General features: G+C 49.9%; 18 protein-coding genes and 1 riboswitch. Of the genes, 1 reads left to right on the top strand and 17 read right to left on the bottom strand.

Annotated features, from left to right (window positions below; all coding sequences use genetic code 11):
* Positions 1–85: 85 nt before the first annotated feature.
* From DWZ45_RS02745 to DWZ45_RS02705, 9 genes are all read right to left on the bottom strand, one after another.
* On the bottom strand, positions 86–469 hold the full coding sequence (locus DWZ45_RS02745; RefSeq protein WP_147341916.1) for a hypothetical protein: 384 nt from the start codon (positions 467–469) through the stop codon (positions 86–88).
* The gene (locus tag DWZ45_RS02740) at positions 442–2,904 is read right to left on the bottom strand and encodes a phospholipid carrier-dependent glycosyltransferase (protein ID WP_118467488.1); all 2,463 of its coding nucleotides are present in this window, start codon (positions 2,902–2,904) and stop codon (positions 442–444) included. The genes DWZ45_RS02745 and DWZ45_RS02740 overlap by 28 nt, the downstream gene beginning before the upstream one ends.
* 417 nt (positions 2,905–3,321) lie before the next feature.
* Positions 3,322–4,041: a hypothetical protein gene (locus DWZ45_RS02735; RefSeq protein ID WP_182426617.1), complete on the bottom strand. Its 720-nt coding sequence runs from the start codon at positions 4,039–4,041 to the stop codon at positions 3,322–3,324.
* Between the two features lie 336 nt (positions 4,042–4,377).
* Positions 4,378–5,133, bottom strand: coding sequence for a 4-hydroxy-tetrahydrodipicolinate reductase (gene dapB / locus DWZ45_RS02730; protein WP_107001533.1), 756 nt, complete (start codon positions 5,131–5,133; stop codon positions 4,378–4,380).
* A gap of 48 nt (positions 5,134–5,181) precedes the next feature.
* Positions 5,182–6,075, bottom strand: coding sequence for a 4-hydroxy-tetrahydrodipicolinate synthase (gene dapA, locus DWZ45_RS02725; RefSeq protein ID WP_118467484.1), 894 nt, complete (start codon positions 6,073–6,075; stop codon positions 5,182–5,184).
* A gap of 148 nt (positions 6,076–6,223) precedes the next feature.
* A riboswitch (Lysine riboswitch) is annotated at positions 6,224–6,396 on the bottom strand.
* A gap of 167 nt (positions 6,397–6,563) precedes the next feature.
* The gene (locus DWZ45_RS02720; protein ID WP_117795172.1) at positions 6,564–7,085 is read right to left on the bottom strand and encodes a cob(I)yrinic acid a,c-diamide adenosyltransferase; all 522 of its coding nucleotides are present in this window, start codon (positions 7,083–7,085) and stop codon (positions 6,564–6,566) included.
* A 245-nt stretch (positions 7,086–7,330) separates the two neighbouring features.
* The gene (locus tag DWZ45_RS02715) at positions 7,331–7,960 is read right to left on the bottom strand and encodes a single-stranded DNA-binding protein (protein ID WP_022359532.1); all 630 of its coding nucleotides are present in this window, start codon (positions 7,958–7,960) and stop codon (positions 7,331–7,333) included.
* A gap of 267 nt (positions 7,961–8,227) precedes the next feature.
* Positions 8,228–10,066 (bottom strand): translational GTPase TypA, encoded by a 1,839-nt coding sequence (gene typA, locus DWZ45_RS02710; RefSeq protein WP_117795171.1) that lies wholly within the window; start codon positions 10,064–10,066, stop codon positions 8,228–8,230.
* 165 nt (positions 10,067–10,231) lie between these two features.
* On the bottom strand, positions 10,232–10,882 hold the full coding sequence (locus DWZ45_RS02705) for a YigZ family protein (protein WP_118467482.1): 651 nt from the start codon (positions 10,880–10,882) through the stop codon (positions 10,232–10,234).
* Between the two features lie 287 nt (positions 10,883–11,169).
* On the opposite strand from DWZ45_RS02705, the gene DWZ45_RS02700 reads away from it, so the two are divergent.
* Positions 11,170–13,881 carry a transglycosylase domain-containing protein gene (locus DWZ45_RS02700; RefSeq protein ID WP_118467480.1) on the top strand — a complete coding sequence of 904 codons (2,712 nt, stop codon included), beginning with the start codon at positions 11,170–11,172 and terminating at the stop codon, positions 13,879–13,881.
* Positions 13,882–14,012: 131 nt separating this feature from the next.
* Here DWZ45_RS02700 and DWZ45_RS02695 read toward each other — a convergent pair whose 3' ends face one another.
* From DWZ45_RS02695 to DWZ45_RS02660, 8 genes are all read right to left on the bottom strand, one after another.
* Positions 14,013–14,369, bottom strand: a complete 357-nt coding sequence (locus DWZ45_RS02695) for a SpoVA/SpoVAEb family sporulation membrane protein (protein ID WP_022359528.1) — start codon at positions 14,367–14,369, stop codon at positions 14,013–14,015.
* 38 nt (positions 14,370–14,407) lie between these two features.
* Entirely contained in the window at positions 14,408–15,514 is a 1,107-nt protein-coding gene (locus tag DWZ45_RS02690) for a stage V sporulation protein AD (protein ID WP_118467478.1), read from the bottom strand.
* 148 nt (positions 15,515–15,662) lie between these two features.
* A complete protein-coding gene (locus tag DWZ45_RS02685) occupies positions 15,663–16,724 on the bottom strand; it encodes a type IV pilus twitching motility protein PilT (protein WP_118467476.1) in 1,062 nt (353 codons plus the stop codon).
* A 32-nt stretch (positions 16,725–16,756) separates the two neighbouring features.
* Complete coding sequence (locus DWZ45_RS02680) at positions 16,757–18,448, bottom strand: GspE/PulE family protein (protein WP_118467474.1); 1,692 nt, start codon at positions 18,446–18,448, stop codon at positions 16,757–16,759.
* A gap of 31 nt (positions 18,449–18,479) precedes the next feature.
* Positions 18,480–21,557 (bottom strand): insulinase family protein, encoded by a 3,078-nt coding sequence (locus DWZ45_RS02675; protein WP_118467472.1) that lies wholly within the window; start codon positions 21,555–21,557, stop codon positions 18,480–18,482.
* Between the two features lie 141 nt (positions 21,558–21,698).
* Entirely contained in the window at positions 21,699–22,208 is a 510-nt protein-coding gene (locus DWZ45_RS02670; RefSeq protein WP_022359524.1) for an SEC-C metal-binding domain-containing protein, read from the bottom strand.
* A gap of 129 nt (positions 22,209–22,337) precedes the next feature.
* Positions 22,338–23,699 carry an ABC transporter permease gene (locus DWZ45_RS02665; RefSeq protein WP_118467470.1) on the bottom strand — a complete coding sequence of 454 codons (1,362 nt, stop codon included), beginning with the start codon at positions 23,697–23,699 and terminating at the stop codon, positions 22,338–22,340.
* Positions 23,700–23,714: 15 nt separating this feature from the next.
* Entirely contained in the window at positions 23,715–25,685 is a 1,971-nt protein-coding gene (locus DWZ45_RS02660; protein WP_227589713.1) for a CARDB domain-containing protein, read from the bottom strand.
* Between the last annotated feature and the right edge of the window lie 74 nt (positions 25,686–25,759).

Raw genomic sequence — 25,759 nt, 5'->3', positions numbered from 1 at the left:
TATAACAAATAGAAAAAAATCTGTAAAGATGATGCGGCTCACAGGCAGGGCTTTTCCGAACTGAAAGTTGTGGTTTTTAGGCAGTTTATTTTTTCTCATGATACGCTTTTTCTGTATTCACACTCCAGATATGCTCCTTATCCGCACTTCCCGCCAGAAGGAGATCCACTGCACAAAATGCTGTCATCATCGAATGATCCATGTTATTGTAGCGATGCTGTCCATTCCGTCCGATACAGAACAGATTTTCGATTTTATTCAACCATGCAGTCAATTCACCCATCCGGTCATAGGTGCCAAAATAAGCTGGGTATGCTTTCTTTACTTTCTCGATATGAAAATCAAGAATTTCCAGAAAACCAAATCTATAATTTATCACATAAGCCGTCAAAAGCACCCCCAGAAAGCCAGCGCTGATCGCCCAGTCTCTCTTTTTTTCTTTCATGACAACACCCAACCTTCCAGCCATTCCAGCCACTGCTCGGCAAATTCCTGTTTTACTGGATATCCAGACAGCACCGGATAGAAAAGAAGGAACGCGCCGATCACTGCTGCAAGATACAGCAGCGCTGCTTTCCTGGTTCGTTTCGGATCTCTTTCCCAGAAAAAATGCAGACAATTTCCCAGCATTAAAATCTGTATCATACTGCACGCAAAATACTGATAGATAAACACGGTTCTGTGGATAAATAACCACGGAAACAGCATAGAAGCATAGGAAATGCACAGATATCCCGCTATTTTATCCTGTCGAATCTGCCACAGGTATATATTATAAAATAGCGCCGGAATTGCCGACCACCAGATTACCGGGTTTCCAAAAGTTGAAACCACACTGATTTTACCAGACTTAAGCGACGTGTATGCATCCAGAAGCGGTCGTTTAATCCAGGCCCACTCATACCATTCAGAGGCATATGGATGTTCAAACACCGTTTTCTCATGGTAATGAAGCATAAGCTGCTGATTTTCCCACATAGTCTGGAAAACATTTCCATTTCCCATACCATTTCCATAAGAAAGATAGGATGCAACGTAAATCACTGCCGGAATCAAAATGTATACAGCGATACAGATGACAGACAGCCCCGCCAGGTAACTTATCGCCGCCTGTCCAGACATTCCCTTTCTGGTCCGTGCCGCAGCTGTCCCATATTCCTGGAACAAAAATGTAAAAAAGAGGACTGCAATCCCCGCGCAGGCATATACCCCTGTCCACTTCGATGCCATCGCCGCTCCAGCTGCCATGCCATTTAAAATCATCAGACACACCGTTTTCCAGCTGCATCCCATTTTCAGGTCATCCAGCACCAGATACATCAGATAAAAGGTAAGCAGGATAAAAAATCCCACTATCACATCAATGGTTCCGATTCTTGACAATGTAAAGTGCATGAAATCAAAGACTATCAACAGTGCTGCAAATGAGGCAATCCATGTACTCCGGCTGATTTTCCGCATAAACGCATAGCTGACCGGCACCATCAGGATGCCAAACAGAGCGCATACACACCGCCATCCAAACGGCGTCATTCCAAATACGCGGATTCCCAGACTCATCCACCATTTTCCAAGCGGTGGGTGCGTTGTCTCATAAATTGTACGCCCTTCTACTATCTCATTTGCCGTTCTGGCATGGTAAACCTCATCAAACATACTTTGGTATTCATAGGTTGTATCCGCCGGAAACAATTCCTGCTCATCAAATGCCTCTGGATAATCATCTGCATTGGATGGAAGGATCGGATTTCCATCCGGATCCAGAAGAACGATTTCCAGAACCTCTGCACTCTCATCCATCGACACGATCCCTAGTTCGTAAGTGCGGTAATGAATTTCCACTGGATTCCAGCAGTATACAGATAACAATTCTGTCTCTTCCCCGATGGCATCCCAGTCATCTCCCTCGGCATTCGGAACCGAGCATACAAAATGTCTCTTCTCCTTTCCACCCAGATAAACCTGCGCTTCTGAGATAGTCACACTTCCATCAAACCGAAGCACCATCTCATTTCCGTGGCTATCATTTTTTTCAAATTCATACGCAGTCTGCGGCGCCTTCATGCTTCCAAGATTCACAAATGCCATCACAGCAAAGAGAACTGTCAATCCTGCTGCCATACACCAGTCACGGCCGGACCAGGGCGCGCCAGTCTTTTCCGACTCTGTGTTCTTTTCACAGGATTTTATTCCCAAGCTCTTCCCGGCATCTATTTTTTCACTCCCCGTCATTCGTTTTGATACGCAGCGTGCCGCTTTTGCTTCATCCAGCTCGACTTTCGATTCAGGAATTTGACATTTTTCATGTAATATTCCAACATAAGAAGCGATTCCATATACACAGGTTCCCACACCCAGTACCGCAAAAAGCATCAGAAGCAGCGGATAAAATTCATCTCCCGGACTGCACTGTCCGAAGCGCTCACCGGTGATATCCCGCGCCCAGAGTATGCCGGTTCCCGCAGCCGTGAGAAAAATTCCAATCTTTTTGAATCTTTCTATTCCAAGGCGCGCTCTGAAGCGCTCTATCCACGAACTGCCCATGAAAAGAATCAATACCGCCAGCCAGATAAAAAGCATCCGCTTTTTTCCCTGTGAAAGAACAGATAATACCGGGATCGGATTCCAGATATAAAGATACAGGCATTCCCACGCTGATTCCCGGCTTCCGTTTTTCCCGGACAAAATATATAAAAGTCCGGCTGTCACCAGATCCATTGCCATGACTTCCAGGAAGCCATGAACCTCCTGATTAGAAATGGCAAAGAATACAAAGCGCGTAATCAGATACCCGGCCGCTGCTTTCCAGCAAAGCTTTCCCGCCATCCCCCGCTTTTTCTTTTCCTCATACAGCCAGATGACAGTCAGGCACGCCGTAATGGCGATACAGTAAACTGATTTCATTCTGGCACCTCCTTTAACGACTTTTTAAGTGCTCCATTTCAGTGGCACTCCCCTCAGACACGCCGTTTCTTTCTCATCGCTCTAACTTATATACTCCCGGGCTCCTCCCTGCACATACGCAGGAAAGAGCTCGAGAGTATATGAATCTGTTTCCATCATCCTATATGCAGGAGAGCAAAAACAAGGTTAAATTATAGATTATTGTAACTGTTCAGTAGGTCTGCGCATTTACTGCGCTGACCGTACGAAAACATGGGCCAGCAGGCAAAAATCCCATTGCCGCAGGCAATTCTTGATGGATTTTTGCGCGTAACTGTGAAGGTACTGAACAGTTACAGATCATTAATGTTTGTAATCGCCCCAAATCTGAACCTGGCCGATTATTTTCACTTCGTACTCTTAGTCTCAGATTGATCATTATCCTGTTGTGTACGGCGCCGGTGGTGCCTGCGACCCACCCGTTGGCTCCGGTGTTGGCTCCGACCCACCCGTTGGCTCCGGTGTTGGCTCCGGCTGGATCGGTTTCACGCTCGGCGTCGGGTTTTCGGTCGGTTCTTTCGTCGCCGGTGCATCACTCGGTACCACACTCGGCGTTTCACTTCCACCGCCGCCTCCAGAATGTCTGCGTTCTTTGGATGTTCTGGAATTCAGCTTCGGTGTATCGGCATTGGTCGTCTCTAAGATGGTCATCGTTCCGTCTTCTGCCACTTTTACCTCAAAGCTTCTCGCCGGTCTCGGCTTGCGGCCGCCGAACGATGTGCCATCGTTTTCAAACGTATAAGGAATTCCGTTGATACTGACAACGCCCGTTGCCATCTCTCCACTGTCCGGTGTGCCAAAATAATAGGTTTTTCCATTGATCCAGACAACACCGCTGACCATTTCCCCCGACGCCGTACAGAAATACTGTTTGTCCCCGTCTTTTACCCAGCCGATCTGCGGTGCTCCCTGTTCATTCAGGTAATACCATTTTCCATCGATCTGCTGCCAGCCTGTCTGCACCTGTCCATTTAGGATGTAGGCTCTTGCAGCTCCTGTACCTACCCATTCGGCAAAAGCAGGTCCGGCATACAAGCCCATGATCAAAACGGCACTGAGTGCGCAGGCACCCACCTTCATCCATTTGCGTTTTCTCATCCTCATACCTCCTCGTATTTTTATTAATCGAAAAGCTGTCTTTCATGTATTTTTTATTTTTAATTCTGGAATTTTTCTTCTTTTTCACGGTTTCAAGCTTTTCTTGTTGTATTCATCTTATCATTTGTTTTATTTTTCTACAATTTGCACTGCACAAGATGTCATTTTTTTACACAAGATGTAAAAAAATGATACACTAACCTTGACAAATTGATTTTCAGAAGCCTTCATCCACAAACACAAGGGCGGGAAAGGTTCCAGAAATGAAAACCCCGGCTGTGAGTGGATAAACTTACTCACAGCCGGGGTTTCATTTTCACATCTGTATAAAATCTCTTAGCCGATCACATCCGCCATATCATACCGTCCTTCCGGCTTTCCTGCCAGGAATTTGGCTGCCTGTACCGCACCCTTTGCGAAAATCGCCTTGGAATAAGCTGTATGATTAAAGGTAATCACCTCATCCTGACCAGCGAAAATGACATCGTGTTCGCCTACGATTGTGCCGCCGCGGATCGCCTGAATACCAATCTCCTTCGCATCACGTTTCTCACGTGTAGCGGAACGATCGTATTTGTAATGGTATGTATTGCCCATCGCCTCGTTGATCGAATCTGCCAGCGCAATCGCCGTACCGCTCGGAGCATCCACCTTCTGATTGTGGTGTTTCTCCAGAATCTCAATATCAAATCCAGCCGGAGCCAGAATCTGCGCTGCTTCTTTCAGAAGCTTTAAGAGCATATTGATACCAAGAGACATATTTGCAGAGCGAAGAACAGCTGTCTTCTCTGCCGTCTCTTCTACCTTTGCCAGCTGTACCTCGGAAAGTCCTGTCGTACACAGAACAACCGGCATTTTCTTCTCTGCACACCAGTCGAGAAGTTCATCGACAGCTGCTGCATTGGAAAAATCAATCACAACATCCGCTTCTACCTTGCATTCGTTCAGAGACGCAAAAACCGGATAATCATTTTTCTGCTCGGTTCTCATATCAATACCCGCAACGATAGAGATCTCCTCGTCCTTCGCTGCAATTCCGGAAATAACCTGTCCCATGGCGCCGTTGCAGCCATGCATAATTGCTCGTACCATCTGTTAAAACCTCATTTCCCTATCTCATCCTAATTTTAACGGTTCTTATCACTCTTTCAGGCTGATTCCGTAATTTACCAGTTCTCTTCTCAGACGATCGCGGTTTGCCGGTTCCATATCCACTAACGGTTTACGGAACGGACCCACTTCCTCGCCCATCATGTTCATCGCTTCCTTAACCGGAATCGGGTTTACCTCGCAGAACAGCGCCTCAATCAGTGGAATTGCATCTATCTGCATCTGTCTTGCCTTCGCTACATCGCCAGCCTTGAATGCCGCGCACATATCATGTACCTGACGCGGTGCCACGTTGGATAATACGGAGATAACGCCCTTTGCGCCCAGTGCCATCATCGGAACCGTCTGGTCGTCGTTGCCGGAGTAAATATCAACTGATCCGCCTGACAGGCTTGCAATCTGTGCGATCGCGGAGAAATTGCCGCTTGCTTCTTTGACACCGACGATGTTCTCATATTCCTTGCACAGTGCCACGATCGTCTCCGGGGTGATATTGACGCCGGTACGGCTCGGTACATTGTACAGAAGGATCGGAAGATCAACTGCCTTTGCGACCTCTGAGAAATGAACCTTTAAACCCTTCTGGGTTGATTTATTGTAATACGGGGATACGAGCAGAAGTCCGTCTGCGCCTGCCTTTTTCGCTTCGGTAGACAGATATACCGCTGTCTCTGTGCAGTTGGAACCGGTTCCTGCTACAACCGGGATTCTCTTATTTACGACCTGACATACGAAACGAATCACCTCGATGTGCTCCTCATGGCTTAATGTAGCCGCCTCGCCGGTCGTACCGCAGGCGATAATACAGTCTGTACCGCCAGCGATCTGTTCTTCTACGATCTGCTCCAGTTTCTCATAATTTACGCTTCCATCCTCATGAAATGGCGTTACCAGCGCTACGCCTGCTCCTTCAAAAATAGACATTTTGTTTCCTCCTTATTCTTTTGCACGATGGCTGAGTTTCTATTCCAGAGTCCGTTTCTGTCCCTGCTTCAAACGAATGTTTGCAGCCTGTCGATCCTGAGCGTACAAAAAGCTGGCACAATGGCCAGCTCTATGAATTCAAATCCAAACTCCCAGTAGCTCCCCATCTGTCGATGACAGTTACAGAATTCTTCATCCTGCACCCAGGAACTGCAGATACAGGCGCCGCAGCCCTTCGGCGTATCATCCTTTCAGCTGTCTTCTCCTGCACCTGCCGCATCCGACCGCTTACTGATAATCAACGCAACCTCTACTTGTTTTTTCTATCTTAGCATTACTTTGAATACTTGTCAACCGTTCATGCACGCATGATGTTACTGTTCACGCATACGTGCCCAGTAACGGAATTTGCCGTGGCTTCGCATTCAAATACGGCAAATTCCTGCTGCCACCATGTTTTCTTACGGCACTTTCGGTTCCAAAAGTGCCTACCCGTGAACAGTAACGGCATGATCGTTTGACGGCTTCAGGCATTCCAGGCGCGTCACCTCGTCTGCATGCTCCTCTGCCCCAGCCGGGCATACTTTTCCGGTCAGAATCAGATCGACATTCTCCTCGCGCGCTGCCAGCAGTGTTTCCAGGGCATCGTCTCCGACCAGTTTCTGATCTAACACCCCAAGAAATTCATCCAGAATCAGCATATCGCATTCGCCGGTACAGAGTACTTTTTTTGCAAAATTATACCCGTTCTGAATATTGCAGAGCTCTTCCTTTTTGCCTTCTTCAGAGAGATTTTCATAATACTCATTCTGTTTTTCAAATCGGAATACTTTAAATGCCGGCTCCAGCTGTTTTAACCCATCTGCTGTCTCATGGCTCAGCACTCCCTTTAAGAATTGTATCATAATTACCTTCCGGCCGTGCATGGCTGCACTGACACCACGTCCCAGTGCCATCGCTGTTTTTCCCATCCCGGTGCCGAAGATGATATGAACTTTCCCCTTTTTCATTTCCCTCTCCTCTTTCTGTGCCTCCCGCTGCGCTGGCGCACAGACTGTCTTTCCTGATGTCTTTTTACACACAGGCCTGTGTGTTTTATTTCTATCCATCCAATAATCGTTTTACGAATTCTGTAAACTGCCTTATTCTAGCATATTTTATCTGTTTTGGCAAGCTATGGCAAAACCAGCCATTTATCATGTCCTATCGATTGCATAACCGGCTTCAAAATTTGCTGTAACATCCTAAACCTATCCTATTCTTCCACGCACTCCAGCTTGCTGACCGACACCTCGTATGCCACACGTTTCTCGCACTCTGTCTCGCTCAGTTTCTTCGTATATTCACGGCTCTGCACGCGCCCCCACACGCACACGTGGCTTCCCACGCCAAATCCGGACGCATAGCGGGCATTTCTGCCCCACGCAATACACGGTATGTAATCGGATTTTCCATACGGACGGTTGACCGCCAGCAGCATATCGGCAATCTCGCGTCCCAGCGGTGTTTTCCGGTAGATTGGCTCCTTGCAGATATAGCCTTCCAGAAAAATCTGGTTGGTTTTGGTGTAATCCGTAAATTCTTCCAGGAAATGAATCTCACGGACAAACACAGACAGCACCAGACGGTTTTTCGCGCCCTCATGACGGTTGTAGGAACGGAACTGGCCGATCGCCTCCATCGTCATTCCGCGGTAGTCTTTCGATACATCCAGAAGCCGTTCTGAAATCATGAGTGGAATCACGTCCACCTGATCGCTCAGACGGCTGACTGCCAGGTCTGCGATATAAAATCCTTCCCCGAATACTTCGTGGCTGAATGTAAATTCCGATACGACCTCACCAATCACGCTAACCTTGTTGTTTTCAATCATTTTTTCCGACATAGTATCTCTCTCCTCTTCTTTTTTGCAGTTTTTCACGGCAGGTTCTTGGAGTCCTGCTTCTTACTGTATATATGTATGAGGGGAATGACCGTTTTAGAAGAAGAAGTGAGGGGGAAATTTCGACAGGGTGGGGGACATGAATCGACAGAGGGAATGGGATCGGCAGAGGGACGGAAACGGCGGGGCGCGTCGTTTCCTAGATATCTCTCGCTTGAATATACGAAAAGGAGCAGCTGGCTTGCGCGGCTGCTCCCACTTTACGATTATTTAGCTATTTTTACGGCTGATCATCGCTCTCTTTCTCAGAGTCGGATCAAGAATCTTTTTACGGATTCGTAAGCTGGTCGGGGTGATCTCGAGAAGTTCATCGGTATCGATGTAGTCGAGGCACTGCTCCAGGCTCATGATTTTCGGCGGAACAAGGCGGAGGGCTTCATCGGCGCTGGAAGAACGGGTGTTTGTCAGCTTTTTGGTTTTGCAGACGTTTAACTCGATGTCTTCCGGTTTTGCGCTCTGTCCGACAATCATGCCGGAGTAAACTTTAACGCCCGGTCCGATGAACAGGGTTCCGCGCTCCTGGGCATTGAACAGACCGTAGGTGATGGACTCGCCTGCCTCAAATGCAATCAGGGATCCCTGTTTGCGGTAACTTAATTCGCCCTTGAACGGTGCATAGCCGTCAAAGCTGGTGTTTAAGATACCATTTCCCTTTGTATCGGTCATGAACTCGCCGCGGTAGCCGATGAGACCTCTGGACGGAATCGAGAACTCCAGTCTTGTGTATCCGCCGCCGATCGGGCTCATGCCCTGCAGCTCGCCTTTACGGCTGGTCAGCTTCTGGATAACAGCACCGGTAAAGTCATCCGGTACATCGACGTAAGCGATCTCCATCGGCTCTAATTTGCGGTTTCTTTCGTCATATTTGTAGAGTACCTCCGCCTTGCTGACTGCGAACTCAAAGCCCTCGCGGCGCATGTTCTCAATCAGAACGGACAGATGCAGCTCGCCACGGCCGGACACCTTGAAGCAGTCAGCGGAGTCTGTCTCCTCTACACGCAGGCTGACGTCGGTATTCAGCTCCCGCATCAGGCGCTCGCGGATATGGCGGGAAGTGATGAATTTACCTTCCTGACCTGCCAGCGGGCTGTCGTTTACCATGAAATCCATGGAAATGGTCGGCTCAGAAATCTTCTGGAACGGAATTGCCTCCGGTTTCTCCGGGGAGCACAGGGTATCACCGATGTGGATATCTGCGATACCGGAAATCGCTACGATCGAACCGATCTTTGCTTCCTGTACTTCTACTTTATTCAGACCTTCAAACTCATAGAGCTTACCGATCTTAACTTTGCGGAACTTGTCCGGCTCATGATGGTTGACGATGACGCAGTCCTGATTTACTTTCAGGTAGCCGTTGTCGATCTTACCAACGCCGATACGTCCTACATACTCGTTGTAATCAATCGTGCTGATCAGAACCTGTGTTTCTGCATCCGGATCTCCCTCCGGCGCCGGGATGTAATCCAGAATGGTCTGGAACAGTGGCTTCATATCCACATTCGGATCGTCCAGGTTCTTCTTTGCATATCCAGAACGTGCAGATGCATATAAGAATGGACAGTCAAGCTGCTCGTCTGATGCATCCAGATCCATCAGAAGTTCGAGAACCTCGTCCACAACCTCCTCCGGACGTGCTTCCGGACGGTCAATCTTATTGATACATACGATAACCGGCAGATCCAGTTCCAGTGCTTTACGCAGAACGAATTTGGTCTGCGGCATCGCGCCCTCGTATGCGTCTACCAGAAGGATAACGCCGTTTACCATCTTAAGAACACGCTCTACCTCGCCGCCGAAGTCCGCATGTCCTGGTGTATCGATAATGTTGATCTTGGTGCCGTTGTAATTAACAGCCGTATTCTTGGACAGAATCGTGATACCTCTCTCACGCTCAATATCGTTAGAGTCCATGACACGATCGACTACTTCCTGATTGGCACGGAATACACCGCTCTGGCGGAGCAGCTGGTCTACCAGCGTCGTTTTACCGTGGTCAACGTGAGCGATAATTGCAACGTTTCTGACATCTTCCCGTTTCATTTTCATATCTGCTTACTCTCTTTTCTTATGATGATTCATTACATGTACTAATTAATAATTATTTTCTGTCACAGACAAGCATCCTGCCGTTTCGTCTTTGGCAAAGGATCCGCCCACAAAATAATACAGCTTGTTATTTTAGCATTTTTTTATCCATTATTCAATCTTTTTTTACAATAAAATGATTTTTCCGTCATCCATGCCAAAATAAACTTCATCCAGTTTTTCGATCCGGCATCTTCCATTTGTGCCCTCTATGAGCTTCTTCTCCGCTGCTCCCGCCTGGTCAAACGGCACCAGGATCGTCAGATCCACGCCCTCGCCGTACTCGCTGTCCAGAATCGGCAGCTCTGCTTCTGCCAAAATGTACTGCACCTTTCCAAGCCCGCTGTAGTCTGTCCCGATCTTCCATTTGCGAGCCAGGCATTTTTCCAGAACCACACAGCTTTTAAGCCCTTCCTGAACCGCGCCGCCATATGCCCGCACCAGTCCGCCGGTTCCTAAAAGTGTCCCGCCAAAGTACCGGGTCACGACCGCACAGACGTTGTGAAGCTCACGTCCCAGCAGCACATCCAGCATCGGGCGTCCCGCCGTCTGCGCCGGTTCTCCATCGTCGCTGCAACGCGCCACCTCGTTATTTTCTCCGATCGTAAATGCCGAACAATGATGTCTCGCATCCCAATATTTTTTCTTGACTTCCGCAATAAATGCCGTCGCCTCTTCTTCCGATTCCACCGGGCGGATCTCCGCGATAAAGCGGGACTTCTTCTCCACAATCTCGCCCTCTCCGCCCTGATAGACGATTTTATAGCGCTCTTTCATGATTATTCCTCCATCGTAACTGTTCAGTAAATGCGCAGACCTGCTGAACAGTTACCCTCCATCTATACACTACGCATCCTTAAAACGGACGTTTTTTCACTTCTTTAACCGCTTGTAAACCTTAGTTACTGTTCACGCATACGTGCCCAGTAACAAACCTTATCTTTTATGATACCGTAAAAAAAACTTCATGACAATAGTATTTATTTATCCCATGAATTTTGATATAATTGGAAATACTGTATTTATTAATAGAATGAACCACTACGAACCCAAAGGAGGTTCTCATGAATTACGGTGTAAAAGCAACCAAGAAACGGATCCGGGCAGCCAATTCCCGGAAGAAGAAATACGCCAACCGGCTGTTTCTGACCTTCTTCAAGACTGCCTTTGTTCTTGTTCTGTTTCTCTGCGTGACGGGTGCCAGCACCTTTATCGGCATGTTTAAAGGCATTCTGGACAGTTCGCCAGACTTCAACCCGGACAGCTTCACCCCAAGCGGATATTTTTCTACTATATATAATAGCGCCGGGGAAGTGACTGACACGCTGGTCGGTTCCAACTCGAACCGAATCGAAGCATCCTACGAGGATTTTCCTCAGGATCTAATTGACGCGTTCGTCTCCATCGAGGACTCGCGTTTCTGGCAGCACAGCGGTATCGATCTGCGCTCCATTTCACGCGCCGTGGTCGGCGTCCTGACAAATAATTATAAGGGCGGCGCCAGCACCCTGACCCAGCAGCTCATCAAAAATACCGTTTTCAACGGCGGTATGGAGACAAGCAAGGGTTCCAAAATCGAGCGAAAAATCCAGGAACAATATCTGGCGCTGCAGCTGACAAAAAACGTTGATCGGAAGGTCATTTTAACGAACTATTTAAATACAATCAACCTTGGCAGCAATACACTTGGTGTCAAAGCAGCGGCGCTACGCTATTTTAATAAGAACGTCTCCGATCTGACTCTTTCTGAGTGCGCGGTCATCGCCGGTATCACACAGAATCCGTCAAAGCTGAATCCGATCAGCGGCGCGGAGGCAAATGCCGCCCGGCGCAAGGTCATTTTGCAGGCAATGTATGAGCAGGGCTATATCACAAAAGAAGAACAGGAGGAAGCGCTGGCAGACGACGTCTACGCCCGTATCCAGAATGTCGACACGGCGCTCAAGGAAAATGAGACACCGTACTCCTATTACACGGACGAGCTGATCAGCCAGGTCACCGAAGCACTCAAAGAGCAGCTCGGCTATACTGACACGCAGGCGTCCAATCTTCTGTTCAGCGGCGGACTGCAGATTTACACCCCGCAGGATCCGCAGATTCAGGCGATCGTCGATGAGGAAGTCAACAATCCTGCCAACTATGACGCGGCTCGCTATTCGGTTGAATACCGCCTTTCCCTGACCCATCCAGACGGGGAAACGCAGCATTATTCACAGGAAACTCTGAAAACATGGATCCAGCAGGTCAAGGGACAAAGCGGTTTTGACGGGCTGTTTAATTCCGAGGAAGAGGCGCAGACGGCGATCGATGAATACCGCACCGCCCTCACGCAGGACGGAAGCACCGTTCTCGGTGAATCAGTTACCATGATTTTAGAGCCGCAGACCTCGTTCGTCCTGATCGAACAGTCCACCGGCTATGTCAAGGCAATCAACGGCGGACGCGGACAGAAGACGGCAAACCGCACCTTAAACCGTGCGACCGACTCCCTGCGGCAGCCAGGATCGACCTTCAAGGTCATTTCCTCCTTTGCCCCGGCATTGGATGCCTGCGGCGCGACCCTATCAACTGTTTACTATGACGGGCCATACTCTTCCGGTGAAAAAGAGTTCCGAAACTGGTGGGGCAGCGATTACAAGGGCTATCACACGATCCGCGACGGCATTACCTATTCCATGAACATCGTCGCCCTGCGCTGCATGGCGGACACGGTAACGCCGCAGCTCGGTGTCGAATATGCCGAACGGCTGGGAATCACTTCCCTCGTAAGCCAGGATCAGACTCTCTCGACAGCACTCGGCGGTCTGACAAAGGGCGTCAGCAACCTGGAACTGACAAATGCATTTGCGGCGATCGCCAACGGCGGCACCTACACGAAGCCTGTCTTCTTTACTAAGATCCTGGATCGCAACGGAAAGATACTGATCGACAATGAACCGGAGACGCGGCAGGCGCTCAAAGACTCTACCGCCTATCTTTTAACCAGCGCGATGCAGGATGTTATGCAGAGCAATACCATGTATACTCGTTCCGGTTCCGGGGTTAAATCGACCGGTACGACAGCGGCGATTCCCAATATGAGCTGCGCCGGAAAGAGCGGTACGACCACCAGCAACGTCGACGTCTGGTTTGTAGGCTTTACGCCGTACTACACTGCCGGTATCTGGGGCGGGTGCGACAATAACCAGCCATTAAAAGGCGGCACCGTTTCAAACGGCGGTACCAGTTACCACAAGCGCATCTGGCGAAATATCATGACACGTGTCCATGAGAGCTTAAGCGACCCCGGATTTACGGTTCCGGACAGCATTGAAACTGCTGAAGTATGCCGCAAATCCGGCAAGCTTCCGGTTTCCGGCGTCTGCAGCAGTGACCCGCGCGGAACGGCCGTCTACACTGAATATTTCGCGAAGGGCACGGTTCCGACCGAGACCTGCGATCACCACACCCGCGTGACGATCTGCTCCGCCTCCGGCGGCATCTCGACTGCCTTCTGCCCGACGAACCAGCAGATTTCCAAGACAGTTATGGTCGTTCCGGAAGACGGCGGAGAAACGGACGATTCCCGCTTCTCCATGCCGGGCGAGTGCAAGATTCACAATGGTTCGTCCACGATCATCCATCCTTCTGAGAGCGCCGATTTCTCAGCTCCGGGCTACAGCCCCGATTCAGATAATTTATCGGCTCCGATCCACTCTGCGGTTCCACGCCCGATGGCGGGAAGTGGACGGAATGGAAATAATATTCCGATTGTCCCGGCGAATCCGGAGCATTAACAGCAAAATAATATATCTGCAAAAAGCTGCTGTAAAAAGTGACATTCATATGCCTCTTTTACAGCAGCTTTTTATTTCCGCAACTGATTTTCTTTTGCTTTGCTTTCTTTTACTTTTCTTTCGTCTTCTCTCTAATCCTTCATCTTGGGTTTGCAAATCAGCGACGACAGATAGCCGAAAATCAACGCCCCGGAAATCCCCGCCGCACCCGCCGTGAATCCGCCGGTGAACAGCCCCAGAACCCCATCCTTGTCAATTCCATCCCGTACGCCCTTCCAAAGCGTATTCCCAAACCCCAGCAGTGGCACTGTTGCCCCGGAACCCGCCCATTTGGCATACGGTTCGTACAAGCCGATCGCACCGAGAATCGAGCCACATACCACCAAAAGTACCATGATCCGACCCGGCATGAGTTTCGTTTTATCCATCAGAATCTGCACGGCGGCACAGAGAAGTCCGCCGGTCACAAATGCTTTGATATAGTCCATTTTTCTGCTCCCTCTCTAAAGTTTCTTGCAAATACCTATCATTCACCGAACGATTCTTTTCCCTCAAGCACCACTCCATGGGCAATCCCCGGCACATTCTGCCCCTCATTAAAGCTGATCTGGGACAGCAGCGCCCCGGTCGGCACAAACAGGACGCGTTTCCACTCACCCGCCTGTATTTTCGGAAGAATATAGCCGCACAGCACCGCCGCCGAGCAACCGCAGCCGCTCCCGCCCGAATGGGTATCCTGCGTCTTCGGGTCAAACATTTCGATCCCGCAGTCCATATGGATGCCGGAAATATCCTGTCCTGCCTCGCGCATAAAATCAAGCAGGATTTCCTTCCCCACCATTCCCAGATCGCCAGTGATGATCCGATCATAGTCAGATGGTTTCCGGTTAAAATCACGGAAATTCTGCAAGATTGTGTCTACCGCCGCCACCGCCATTGCCGCCCCCATGTTCATGGAATCGCGCATCTGCATATCGACGATCTTTCCGGGGGTGGCAGCTGGGATACAAGGTTGAAATTTGGGATGCAATTTTTCCTGTCCAGCATTTTTCAGTGATTCTGACGCATTTTCTTTCGCTCTGCGCCCATCTTTCCCTTCATTTTTCTCATTTTCCTCGATCATCACACACCCGCACCCGGTCACCGTCCAGGTTGTGGACTGCGGTCTCTGATTCCCATACGCCAGCGGAAACCGGAACTGCCGTTCTGCCGATGCAAAATGGCTCGACGCCAGCGCCAGAACCCGGTCCGCATAGCCAGCCCCTGCTGCCATCGCCCCCAGAATCATCGCCTCTCCCATCGTCGAGCAGGCGCCGTAAAGCCCGAAAAACGGGATATCAAACGACTCCACACCAAACGAGGTCGCCACAATCTGTCCCAACAGGTCTCCCGCAAACAGGCAATTCACATCCGCCGCCTGTCTGCCCGCCTTATCCAGGCATTTCTGCACCGTCTGGCGCTGCAATTCACTCTCCGCCTCCTCCCACGACTTTTTCCCAAACGTCGGATCCGGCTCCACCCGGTCAAAAAAACTTGCCAGCGGTCCCTCGCCTTCCGTCTGCCCCACGATCGATGCCGCCGATGTGATGATGGGCGGATGCTCAAACTGGATGCTTGATTTACCTGCCTGCATAAAATTCCTCCTGAAACATAAAAACATTGTCAAAAATATACTGTTCAAACTTTCGCTACAATCTCAGTATTTACACAAACATACATTTTTATGTTTTCTAGTAATCTGTATTCCTCGCAGGCTTCATTCACCCGTTTTTACCATATTATTAATACTGCACCGCCGCCAGTTTCTCTCTCAGTTCCTGCGGATCCTGGGACGCATCGACTGCCGTCTGCGGTGTGATCACGCCCTCTTTCGCCATACGGATCAGAAAATTATCCATCGTAATAGAGCCCTCTTTTGCACTAGAAAGCAGATAGCTCTGCATCTGCGGTGTTTTTCCATCGCGGATCAGATTCCGGATCGCCGGCGTGAGCATCATAAGCTCACAAGCTGCCGCCCTGCCCTGGCCACCCGCCCTCGGCACCAGCTGCTGTGACAGCACCGCCCGCAGCGTCATCGAGAGCTGCATCCGGATCTGCGGCTGTTTATCCTCTGGAAAAACACCCACAATCCGGTCAATGCTGTCGATTGCCGAATTGGTATGAATGGTGGAAAAAACAAGATGTCCCGTCTCCGCCGCCATCAGCGCCGTTTCGATCGTCGCCGGATCACGCATTTCTCCAATCAGAATGACATCCGGGTCCTCACGGAGCGCCGCATAAAGCCCCTTATCATAGCTCTCTACGTCCACGCCCACCTCGCGCTGGTTGATGATCGCCTGCGCCGGTTCATAGACATACTCGATCGGGTCTTCCAGCGTAATCATATGGAGCGGACGATTCTGGTTGATCTCATTTAAAATTGCCGCCAGCGTCGTTGACTTGCCGCTTCCCGTCTCGCCGGTTACCAGAATAATGCCTTTATTCCAGCTTGAAAACTGATTCACTGCTTCCGGAAGCCCCAGCTCCGACAGGTTCGGAATCGTACTGCCCAGAAGACGGATCGCCGCAGAGAGCGCGCCCTGCTGCCGGAACAGATTCACACGGAGACGCCGTCCCGCAAACGAAGCACTAAAATCCAGCTGTCCGATCGCCTCGATCTGATCTGCCGCATTGCCTGCCAGCTGGCGTCCATATTCCTCACAATCCTCACGCGTCAGCCCGCCATCCGTCAGCGTCTCGATTCTGCCGTCAATTCTGCATTTTGGCGGCAGCCCTGCAATCAGATGCACATCCGATGCCCTTTTTTCAGCTGCCAGCGCGATTAATTCCTCGATTCCATACATACCATCTGTCTCCTCTTCTCTTTCTGCACCATTTACAGCGCCAGCAGCGTCCGGATCACCTCGTCCACCGTCGAAACACCCTCTTCTACCAGCTTCTGCGCGTGTTCCAGCATCGGAACATACTGGCTCGCTCTTCTGGCTGCCTCTAAGAAACGTGTCCGGTCAGCTCCTTCCAGAATGCACCGGCGCAGCTCCTCCTGAATCAGCATTACCTCAAACACACCGATTCTGCCCCGGTATCCCGAATGGAAGCACTGATCGCATCCGGCTCCCTGCCAGTATAATTTTCCAGGGTTCTCCGGGATTCCTGCCATCTCAAGCGCTTTTTTCGGCGGATGAATCTGGGTTTTGCAGTTCGGACAGATTTTCCTCAGCAGCCGCTGGGAAATAACGCCTCGCAGTCCCGCCGCAATCAGGTATGGCGCCACGCCCATATCTCGCAGACGGTCAATCGCCGAGATCGCATCTTCCGTATGAATCGTGGTGATAACGAGATGTCCCGTCATTGCCGCACGCATCGCGATCTCTGCCGTCTCACCGTCACGGATCTCGCCGACGCAGATGATATCCGGATCCTGACGCAGAACTGAGCGCAGACCCGATGCAAAAGTCAGCCCCACTTTTTCATTGATCTGCACCTGTGTCGCGCCTTTGATATGGTATTCCACCGGATCCTCCAATGTAATCAGGTTGGTCCGATCCGAAAGAAGTTCGCGGATCAGCGTATACATCGTCGAAGATTTACCTGAACCAGTCGGTCCTACAATCATGATAACTCCGGAAGTAAGCCCTAAAAGTGTATCAATCTTTGCATCCTCCACTGCCGGAATACCGATACCGCGGCGGTTCAGCGTCTCCTCATTTCGTTTCAGAATACGGATAACCACTTTTTCTCCATACAGGGTCGGAAGGGTGGATATACGCATATCAATATCTTTTCCTCTTAAATGCATCACCGCACGACCATCCTGCGGAATTCTTTTTTCGACGATATCGAGCTGGGACATGATTTTAAGCCTCGAAATGACCGAATCCTTGAGTTCCGACGGGATCGTCATGATCCGATGAAGCTGCCCGTCGATACGCATCCTGACGACCATCTCCTCCTCCGTCGGCTCAAAATGGATATCCGAAGCATTTTCCGAAATGGCACGCTCAATAATCGAATTGACCAGGCGGATCATCGGTGTCACATTTTCCTGTCTTTCTCTTTCCGCCATCTGCCCCTGCCCCTGACGCACCTCTTGTGCCGCTGCCGTCTCTGCCTGCATCTGCGCCATCGCTTCTGCCGCTCCCTCGTTGCCATACAAAATATTGATCGCACGCTTCACTGCCGGTTCAGAGGCGATCATCGGCACAATTCTCTTTTTGGAAGTATGCTGTGCTTCCTCAATCGCCATGAAGTTCAGCGGATCCGCCATTGCCAGATAAAGCTGGTCTTTGGAAATACGCACCGGTACGATCGTCATTTTCTTTGCCAGGTTTTTCGGCACAAAACGCGACAGTTCCGGGCTGATATCGACCCGCGTCAAATCAATATAGTCAATGCCCAGCTGCATGCGAAGCGCATCGATCAGCTGACCTTCCGTGATATAATGATGCTTGACCAGCGTTGTTCCCAGACGTTCTTTCTCCTTCGCCTGATAGTCAAGCGCCTCTTTAAGCTGCCCTTCTGTGATCAGTCCCAGCTCCAAAAGCATGTCTCCCAATCGCTTTGTACGCATTCTCTCTACCTCCCTATAAATATGGATCTAGTTATTCAGCCATTTTACTGCGGAAATCCCGGATCCGGTCAAAGCAGTCCCGATCCATCTCGATCGCCGTCTGATTTCCAGTCGTCACAATCCACGCTTCTTCCAGAAGCCGCCGGATGATCCGCGCCGCCTCTTTCTGATCCTCTGCGGTCGTCTCACGGATCTCCTCTGTCCAACGACGGATCTGTACAATATCCAGGCCATTGTACGCATACTGCATCGCTGCCATCCGCCGTCCCAGGCATCCGCACGGCGCCGTCGCATTGCCGTAACTGCTTAAAATATAGCCATTCCGATCTGCCTCCGAAAGCTGCAGTTTTTCCAATACACCCGCTGCCGCCCGGATCGCCTCGATCGTCTCACTGACCTTCGGATCCCGGTATGTACTCGCCACGATCCGGTCCATCGTCGGCGTAAATGCAAACGACGCGCTGTATGCGCCGCCTTGAAAACGGAGCTGCGGCACAAAATACCGGTCATCCAGCGCATTTACATACGGAAGAATCCGCCCGGAAAATCCATCTACAGCGCTCAGCTCTGCCGAAAAGACGGTATACTGGCTGGAGCTCTCCACAATTACCGCCTCCCTGCGCGCCGGAACCGGGAAAGTATACCCAGCATTTTCCCCTCTGTTTTCCGTTTTATTCTCATGGTCTGGCATCTGTTCTCCCCGCAGATTTCCCAGAATCCGCCCTGCACAGTTCCGCATCCATTCCAGATTTTCCCTCGGTGCAACATGAAGGATCGTCACCGCTGTTCCATGCAGGATGCGGTCGCGCACCTCCTCCATCTTCTCTGCCAGCTGGAAGATCGCTGCATCCTCCTGTTCCAGTCGCCCGCGCAGTTTTTTCAAAAACTCATAAAACGCCTGTCCGCCGACATATTCCTGATACCGCGTATTGATGCTATAGCCAGATGCCGCCAGACGCACCGCCAGCGAATACGCATCACTGCGCGACTCATCACAGGACGGAATCGTCTCATCCAGTGCCTGAAGAACCGCATTCTTATCTCTCCAGAGTGGATGTGATAAGAGTTCCAACAGGACATACAGGCTCTCTTCATAATCCTCCGCCATCCCATACCAGCTGACCGCCAGCGTCGGATGGCTGTTTCGTCCCGCCCGAACCTCCGGATGTCCCTCATTCATGGAAAAATCATGCAGATAGCGCTCAATCTGATTTTCCTTTTCCATTCTGCCATACCGGGCATTTTCAAGCTCTGAAACAAACATTGTATATAAAGGAATGTAAAAACGGTCCTCTTCCGGCACGCCGCTCAAATCCAGGTATAAACGGTTATAGCTGATCGCTTCCAGATCCGACGGCGATTCATAGACCGAAATCCCATTTATCTCATATATCTGATATTCCGGCGTCTCTTCCGGCGGCGGAAGCTCATCGACCCGGATCATAAAATCCGCATTCGAACACTCCGACGCATTCCACGCATCAAAATCCAGGGTCTTCGCAATCAGCGCATCCAGCTCTGCCTCGCTCATCTCCGCCTTCATCTGCGCCAGATACGCGTCGCGCTCCTGCTCCATCGCCTCTGCCATCCCCGGCGTCGGAATCGTCGTGACAAGAACCCGCCGCTTCGCCGCGCCAAGCTCTGCCGCAAACCGGCGAATCTCCGCCTGTGCCGTCCCTGCATCCAGAGAATCATAGGCTGCCGCCTCATCCGCATACACATCCGCATCGCCCGTCAATGCCCATTTCAGGCTGACTTCCGGCACGATCGAATCCGCAAATACATCCGTATCTTCGCCTGCCGTATAATCATGTATCGCCCGCGCCTTGAGCGCCGTCTCCACCACTGACGGGTCGATCCCGCGCTCCTGCATCTCGCATAATGTCTCATCCGACACCTGCCGGAACCGTTCTGCATCCTTCGGACTGCTGTCTGTCATTTCGAAAACAAAAAATGGCTTTTCTGCCTCCATCATCACCGATGCACTCGCATCACAATGGATGCCCGCCGTCCGCAGCTTTTCCCTGAAAACCGATCCATCCACATTCATCATTCCCGCAATGATGCTGTACTGGATCAGCTTTTCCCATGAAATGCCGCTCAGATCCATCGCATACGATACCACCGCCGCATTCTCCGATGCGTCTCCCCGGTAAGCAGGACTGGGAACGGTTGCCTGACGGAAGAATGATTCTCCCCCATTTTCCAAACCATCTGGCTCGGGGCTGTAAAACGCACTCATCCCTATATTCTGCATTTCCTGTTTTTCCTGTCGCCCGCTGCCTGACTGGAAACTCCATCCGTCTTCTTTTCCATAGCTTTTCTTTGCATCACACAGATACTCTTTATCCAGGAATGCCAGAAACCGTTTCCAGTCCAGATCCCCATACAACAAAATCAGAGCATTATCGAACCGATAAAATCGATCATACATCTCCATCGTATGTTCATACGTCAGATCCTTATAAAAACGGTGCGCCTGTCCATTCGCATTTGCCGCCGTCTCCCCCGGATACAGCGCCCGCAAAACATTCCGCAGTGCCTCATTATCTGTATCATTCAGCATGCCGAAATCCTCGCTGTACACCGTTCCTGCCAGCGTAATCGGGCTTTCGCGGTCGCGCAGCTCATAGCGGACCGCTTCACGGTCAAAAAAGCGGCGTTCCCGCCGGATTCCCGGCGCTTTCATGCAGCTTAAATACACATCTGCCATCTTAAGCAGCTGTTCCTCGCTCTGGCTGCACACCGGATATGCCGTAAATGGTATATAGGTAAATGCATTTACAAATGTGTGGTATGTCTTGCTGCAAAGATCAAAAAAAATATCCTTACTCGGATATTTATCAGAGGAAGCAAGTACCGAATGCTCAAACACATGATTCGTGTCCGTCTCATCCAGATGCGGTGTCCGATAGGAAATCGAGAATCCCCGGTTTGTATCTTTATTTCTGATATAAAACAGGGACGCCCCGCTTTTCTCATGTTCAAAATACAGTGTCTGCGCTCCCAGCGCCTGCAGTTTTCCCACCTGTTTCAATGTAAAACCTGCTGTCTGAAATCCCGGCTGCAGTCTCCCATCTGCCGCCCTCCACTGCTTTGTACCTGCCATTCTTTTATCATGCCTCCTGCCATCATTCGTCTGCTGTCTTTTCTCTATATCTATTATACAAGAGCACGTCCTATATTTCCATAAAAAAGCACATCCGGTTCTCTCTGTGTTCCGGATGTGCTTCTCTGATTCATAAATCTATTATTTATTCTTTCCGCAGCACTTCTTATATTTCTTACCGCTTCCGCATGGACACGGATCGTTCGGGTAAATCTTATGTGTATTGCGGACTGTGCCAGATGCCTTCTGCTCGCGGTACAGCTCTGTTCTTCTCTCCTCAGTCAGGATTGCATCCCACTGCGGAAGCTCATACAGCCAGGTAGCCTTTGCCTCTACCATGTTGTAATATAACTTCTCCGGGTCGATCTCAATCTTAACCTTGGTATCCTCATCCATGGTCTCGATCGGGTTCTCATAGCCCTTTAAGCTCTCATTGATTCCATCCAGGAAACCGGTCATGATCATAACTTCGGTATCATACTTCTCAGCCAGTTCCTTAACGGTACCTTCTACAACCTCAGTCGGGTTTGCAAGAATCTGCTCGTAAATGCCTTTCTCAATCGTAAAATATCCAGACCAGAGTTCCTCTTTCTTTTTATCATCCAGCCCGTCACCATATGCCAGATTGCGCCAATTTTCTAACAGTGTCATCGGTAATTCCTTCCTTTTTTCGTTCTTTCATTACTATAATAACATAGTATATTTAAGTATATAACAAGTTGGGGGGATTTGCAAGGAGGAAAACTGGCATCTGCCTATTTTATCGCATAAGCAAACGTATCACTCATTCCGTATCGCCGCCAACGGACTCAGCTTCATCGCGCGCATTGCCGGGAAGAATCCGGCTGCCATGCCGATGATGATGGCAAATCCTACCGATGGAACTGCCAGCCAGATCGGGATCACGGACAGTTTTCCATCCATTCCATATAAAAAAGTCGCTGCCAGAAACTGGTTAATCAGCACGGAAACCATAAAACTCAGCGCCAGTCCGATGAGTCCTCCCATGAAACCGATAAAACCTGCCTCAATCAGAAACATATTTCGGATGGTTGCAAGGGAACATCCCAGCACTTTCAGCACGCCAATCTCTTTCGTCCGCTCATAGATGGACATCATCATCGTGTTGGCGATGCCAATCGCAGCAACCAGGAGGGAGACGGCGCCGATGCCGCCGAGGGCTGCCTGAATCATATTAGACTGCTGCTTGGACTGTTCCAGCCACTCCATCTGGCTGTTTGCCTCGTAGCCCATGTTGCTGATGGCTTTCTGCACCTCAATTACATGATCCATGTCGTCCACATTTACCGTCGCTTCCTCATAGACAAAATAATTGTAAGGTTTTCCTTTTTTGTTGGTCGGCTGTCCCGGAATCGGCTTTTTCTTAAATATCTGTTTCAGCTGTGTCTTGAGCTTATTCAGATCCACGTAGACGCCGTAGCTGTAATCACTCCAGTCTTCCGGTCCACCCGCTACCATTCCAGCCGTTTTCATCATATATTTCTTTGGCGCCGCTACTTTCTGGCTGCCATCCTCGCCGCTGGAATTTCCCTTGGACTGATAGTACGCATCCGTGTCAAAGATCGTAAACATCGGTTTGTTGATAAAATCGATGTCCGGCATCTCCCCGGTGTCCCAGTAACCTTTTCCTGTCTTGGCATTGCTAAAATTCTGTGCGACCATATTTCCGACTACCATCTCCATGTCCTTCGTTTCAGTTGTCGGCAGGCTTCCTTCTCCCAGCTTGATATTCTTCATCGCTCCCAAGGGGATCCCATGCAGCTGCACGTTTCCCTCGTAGGCACCCTGACGCATAATCACATTCAGGTTCAGATCCGGATAAGCACTTGTCACATGCGGAATCTTTTCAAATGTCTTCATCGTCTCATCCGTCATGAAGCTGTCTTCCGGATTTTTCTTGTCACTGGAATTTCCATTGTTATAATTATATACCTGAATCGCGGTCAGGCTTCCATAGGAAGAATACTGTTTGATGGTAAATTCTTTCAGTCCTATTCCGATGGAAACCATGACAACGATCGATGCCGTACCAATCACGACTCCCAGAACCGTCAGAAAGGTACGGAGCTTTCTGCGAAACAGGTTGTTGACGCTCATCGTCAGCAGATCACTGAATCTCATTTTCACCGGTCCTTTCTATTTTTTCTTTCTTTTCAGATGATCGTTTTGTTCTTTTTCAACGTCCTTTGTTTCGTCTTCCGATACATCTGCTGTCGTCATTTCCGGCTCGCCCAGCTCATTGTCCAGTTCCTCTTCTAATTCGTCTTCAAGCGCCTTTTCTCCTGCTATTTTCTTCTTTTTCCTCTTCCAGACAACTACACCGACACCTGCGCCCACCAGCGCAGCGATCACAAGCATCGGAGCGATCCGCCCAGCGCCGCCCGCTTGCGCCGCATCGGCATCTGCATCCATGCCGTTGTCCATTCCATCCATGCCGTCCATCCCGTCATCGGAAAACGCCTCACTCACGTTCAGAAGCATTTCTTTTTCAGTCTCTGAAACGACTCCATTTTCATCCTCATAGGAAATGATAATCTTCACTTTTCCATCATCGGTTGTCGGCGCAATCGCGGTCAGCATCGTATCGACATTGCCGGTTTCGCCCGGCTTGATATTTCCCACATAAGCGTCAGCTGGTTGGATAGAATCTGCCTCAAAACGCGCCATAACATTGTAAAGAATTACTTTTCCGGTGTTGTTGATGCCAAACATGACATTGGTCTCAGAACCAACCTCAACCGCATCCGGCATCACATCGATCGTACTGGTGTTCAGACGCGGCTCCTGCTTGACCGGAAGTGCAATCTTGACCTCTTCCTTGGCATTTTTAAACTCCGGGCTGTCGTACTGCTCCTGGATTGTCATGCGGTATGATTTCTGCTCTGCCGTCGGCGCTGCCTTGAACACCATCGACAAATCCGCCGTCGCCCCCGGCGCCATATTGTTGACTACCACCGAAGTCGAACCGCTCTCCGAGGTAAAGATCGGTGTATTTTCAACCTCTTCTGACGCAAATGTAAACATGATATTGGAAGCCGATACATCGGAGGAGGCATTCTTCATCCGCACGCGCAGCTCAAACGGCTGCCCGGCATAGATCTCTGCCGGGATCGTCTCGAAGCTGTCCACGATGATACGCGCCTTGGTTCGATCCTGCTCGCCCGCATCCGCCGACAGCTCATCGTCATCTTTTCCCTTGACGCGCACGTAAAACACCTTGTCCACCGGCTCCGAAAACTCGCCGCCCTCTTCTTCGCGGTATGTAACCAGATAGTGAATCGGGAAAAAGCCCGATTTTACGTCCTCACGCACCATCATGCTGTACGGAACCGTCACCATCTGCCCTGATTCCATATCCCCCATTTTACGGTTATAGTTGCCCTCATTGATATCAAACGGGAATTTCGTAATATCTGCGTCAAGCTGCATATCCACGCGGACATCGTAAACCTTTTTAAGTCCCGTATTGGTCAGGTTCACGCCAAAATCCATGACCTGATTGTACCCCGCATACGGCGTCTGCTGGTTATCGCCGATGGAAAAATCGTAATCCAGCTTCGTGTTGTCGTCTTCCTCGGTGGAGGAACCATCGTAGGCGGATACCCAGATGTTGATGCCGACTTTTAGGCTGTCATCAATATAGAAAAACGCCTGATAATATCCTGCTGCCAAATCCCGGCGCAGTTTATACGTCAATGTTACACTTTTAGACGAACCTGGCTTTACATCAATTCTTTTTTCTTTAAACGTATTTGAATCAGCTTCAAATGGAAAATGTTTTCCAGACCATGAAATATTGGAATCCGAATCACTGTCATCATCATCGTCATCATCATATGTATAAAATTGATCGTATTGATCCGCATTGGCTAAACGAATTGTTCTTAAATAATTATCTCCTTTGCTGCCATTATTATGAACCGTCATCTTAATCGAAATTTTATTTCCGGCCTTTCCGTGCGGCACTTTGCTGACGGTAATTAAATCATTGTTATATTTTGTCATATCCAGCATCTCCGCCTGCGCTGTCCGGCTTCCTCCCACTGCCAGCACCACAAAAAGCAGCAAAAACACCGCCCATCTCTTCCACTTTCTCATACCTCTCATTTTTCATACCTCCATATCCTCTCACATTAAATGCTGCTTTTATCAATTTCTCATTCTATCGTCAGCATTCCTGT

The sequence above is a fragment of the Clostridium sp. AF32-7AC genome (assembly GCF_003477925.1).
Lineage (GTDB): Bacteria > Bacillota > Clostridia > Lachnospirales > Lachnospiraceae > Otoolea > Otoolea fessa.
This window is presented reverse-complemented; position numbering and strand designations above follow the sequence as displayed.

Bases quoted from the DNA above. Each gene is read 5' to 3' on its own strand.
- DWZ45_RS02705 (WP_118467482.1), bottom strand. From the start codon at position 10,882: ATGAAAGAGCGCTATAAAATCGTCTATCAGGGCGGAGAGGGCGAGATT.
- DWZ45_RS02680 (WP_118467474.1), bottom strand. From the start codon at position 18,448: ATGCGTACAAAGCGATTGGGAGACATGCTTTTGGAGCTGGGACTGATC.
- DWZ45_RS02665 (WP_118467470.1), bottom strand. From the start codon at position 23,699: ATGAGATTCAGTGATCTGCTGACGATGAGCGTCAACAACCTGTTTCGC.
- DWZ45_RS02660 (WP_227589713.1), bottom strand. From the start codon at position 25,685: ATGAGAGGTATGAGAAAGTGGAAGAGATGGGCGGTGTTTTTGCTGCTT.
- DWZ45_RS02735 (WP_182426617.1), bottom strand. From the start codon at position 4,041: ATGAGAAAACGCAAATGGATGAAGGTGGGTGCCTGCGCACTCAGTGCC.
- DWZ45_RS02675 (WP_118467472.1), bottom strand. From the start codon at position 21,557: ATGGCAGGTACAAAGCAGTGGAGGGCGGCAGATGGGAGACTGCAGCCG.
- DWZ45_RS02670 (WP_022359524.1), bottom strand. From the start codon at position 22,208: ATGACACTGTTAGAAAATTGGCGCAATCTGGCATATGGTGACGGGCTG.
- DWZ45_RS02695 (WP_022359528.1), bottom strand. From the start codon at position 14,369: ATGGACTATATCAAAGCATTTGTGACCGGCGGACTTCTCTGTGCCGCC.
- typA (WP_117795171.1), bottom strand. From the start codon at position 10,066: ATGAAAATGAAACGGGAAGATGTCAGAAACGTTGCAATTATCGCTCAC.
- DWZ45_RS02690 (WP_118467478.1), bottom strand. From the start codon at position 15,514: ATGCAGGCAGGTAAATCAAGCATCCAGTTTGAGCATCCGCCCATCATC.
- DWZ45_RS02685 (WP_118467476.1), bottom strand. From the start codon at position 16,724: ATGTATGGAATCGAGGAATTAATCGCGCTGGCAGCTGAAAAAAGGGCA.
- DWZ45_RS02700 (WP_118467480.1), top strand. From the start codon at position 11,170: ATGAATTACGGTGTAAAAGCAACCAAGAAACGGATCCGGGCAGCCAAT.
- dapB (WP_107001533.1), bottom strand. From the start codon at position 5,133: ATGGTACGAGCAATTATGCATGGCTGCAACGGCGCCATGGGACAGGTT.
- DWZ45_RS02745 (WP_147341916.1), bottom strand. From the start codon at position 469: ATGGCTGGAAGGTTGGGTGTTGTCATGAAAGAAAAAAAGAGAGACTGG.
- DWZ45_RS02720 (WP_117795172.1), bottom strand. From the start codon at position 7,085: ATGAAAAAGGGGAAAGTTCATATCATCTTCGGCACCGGGATGGGAAAA.
- DWZ45_RS02715 (WP_022359532.1), bottom strand. From the start codon at position 7,960: ATGTCGGAAAAAATGATTGAAAACAACAAGGTTAGCGTGATTGGTGAG.
- dapA (WP_118467484.1), bottom strand. From the start codon at position 6,075: ATGTCTATTTTTGAAGGAGCAGGCGTAGCGCTGGTAACGCCATTTCAT.
- DWZ45_RS02740 (WP_118467488.1), bottom strand. From the start codon at position 2,904: ATGAAATCAGTTTACTGTATCGCCATTACGGCGTGCCTGACTGTCATC.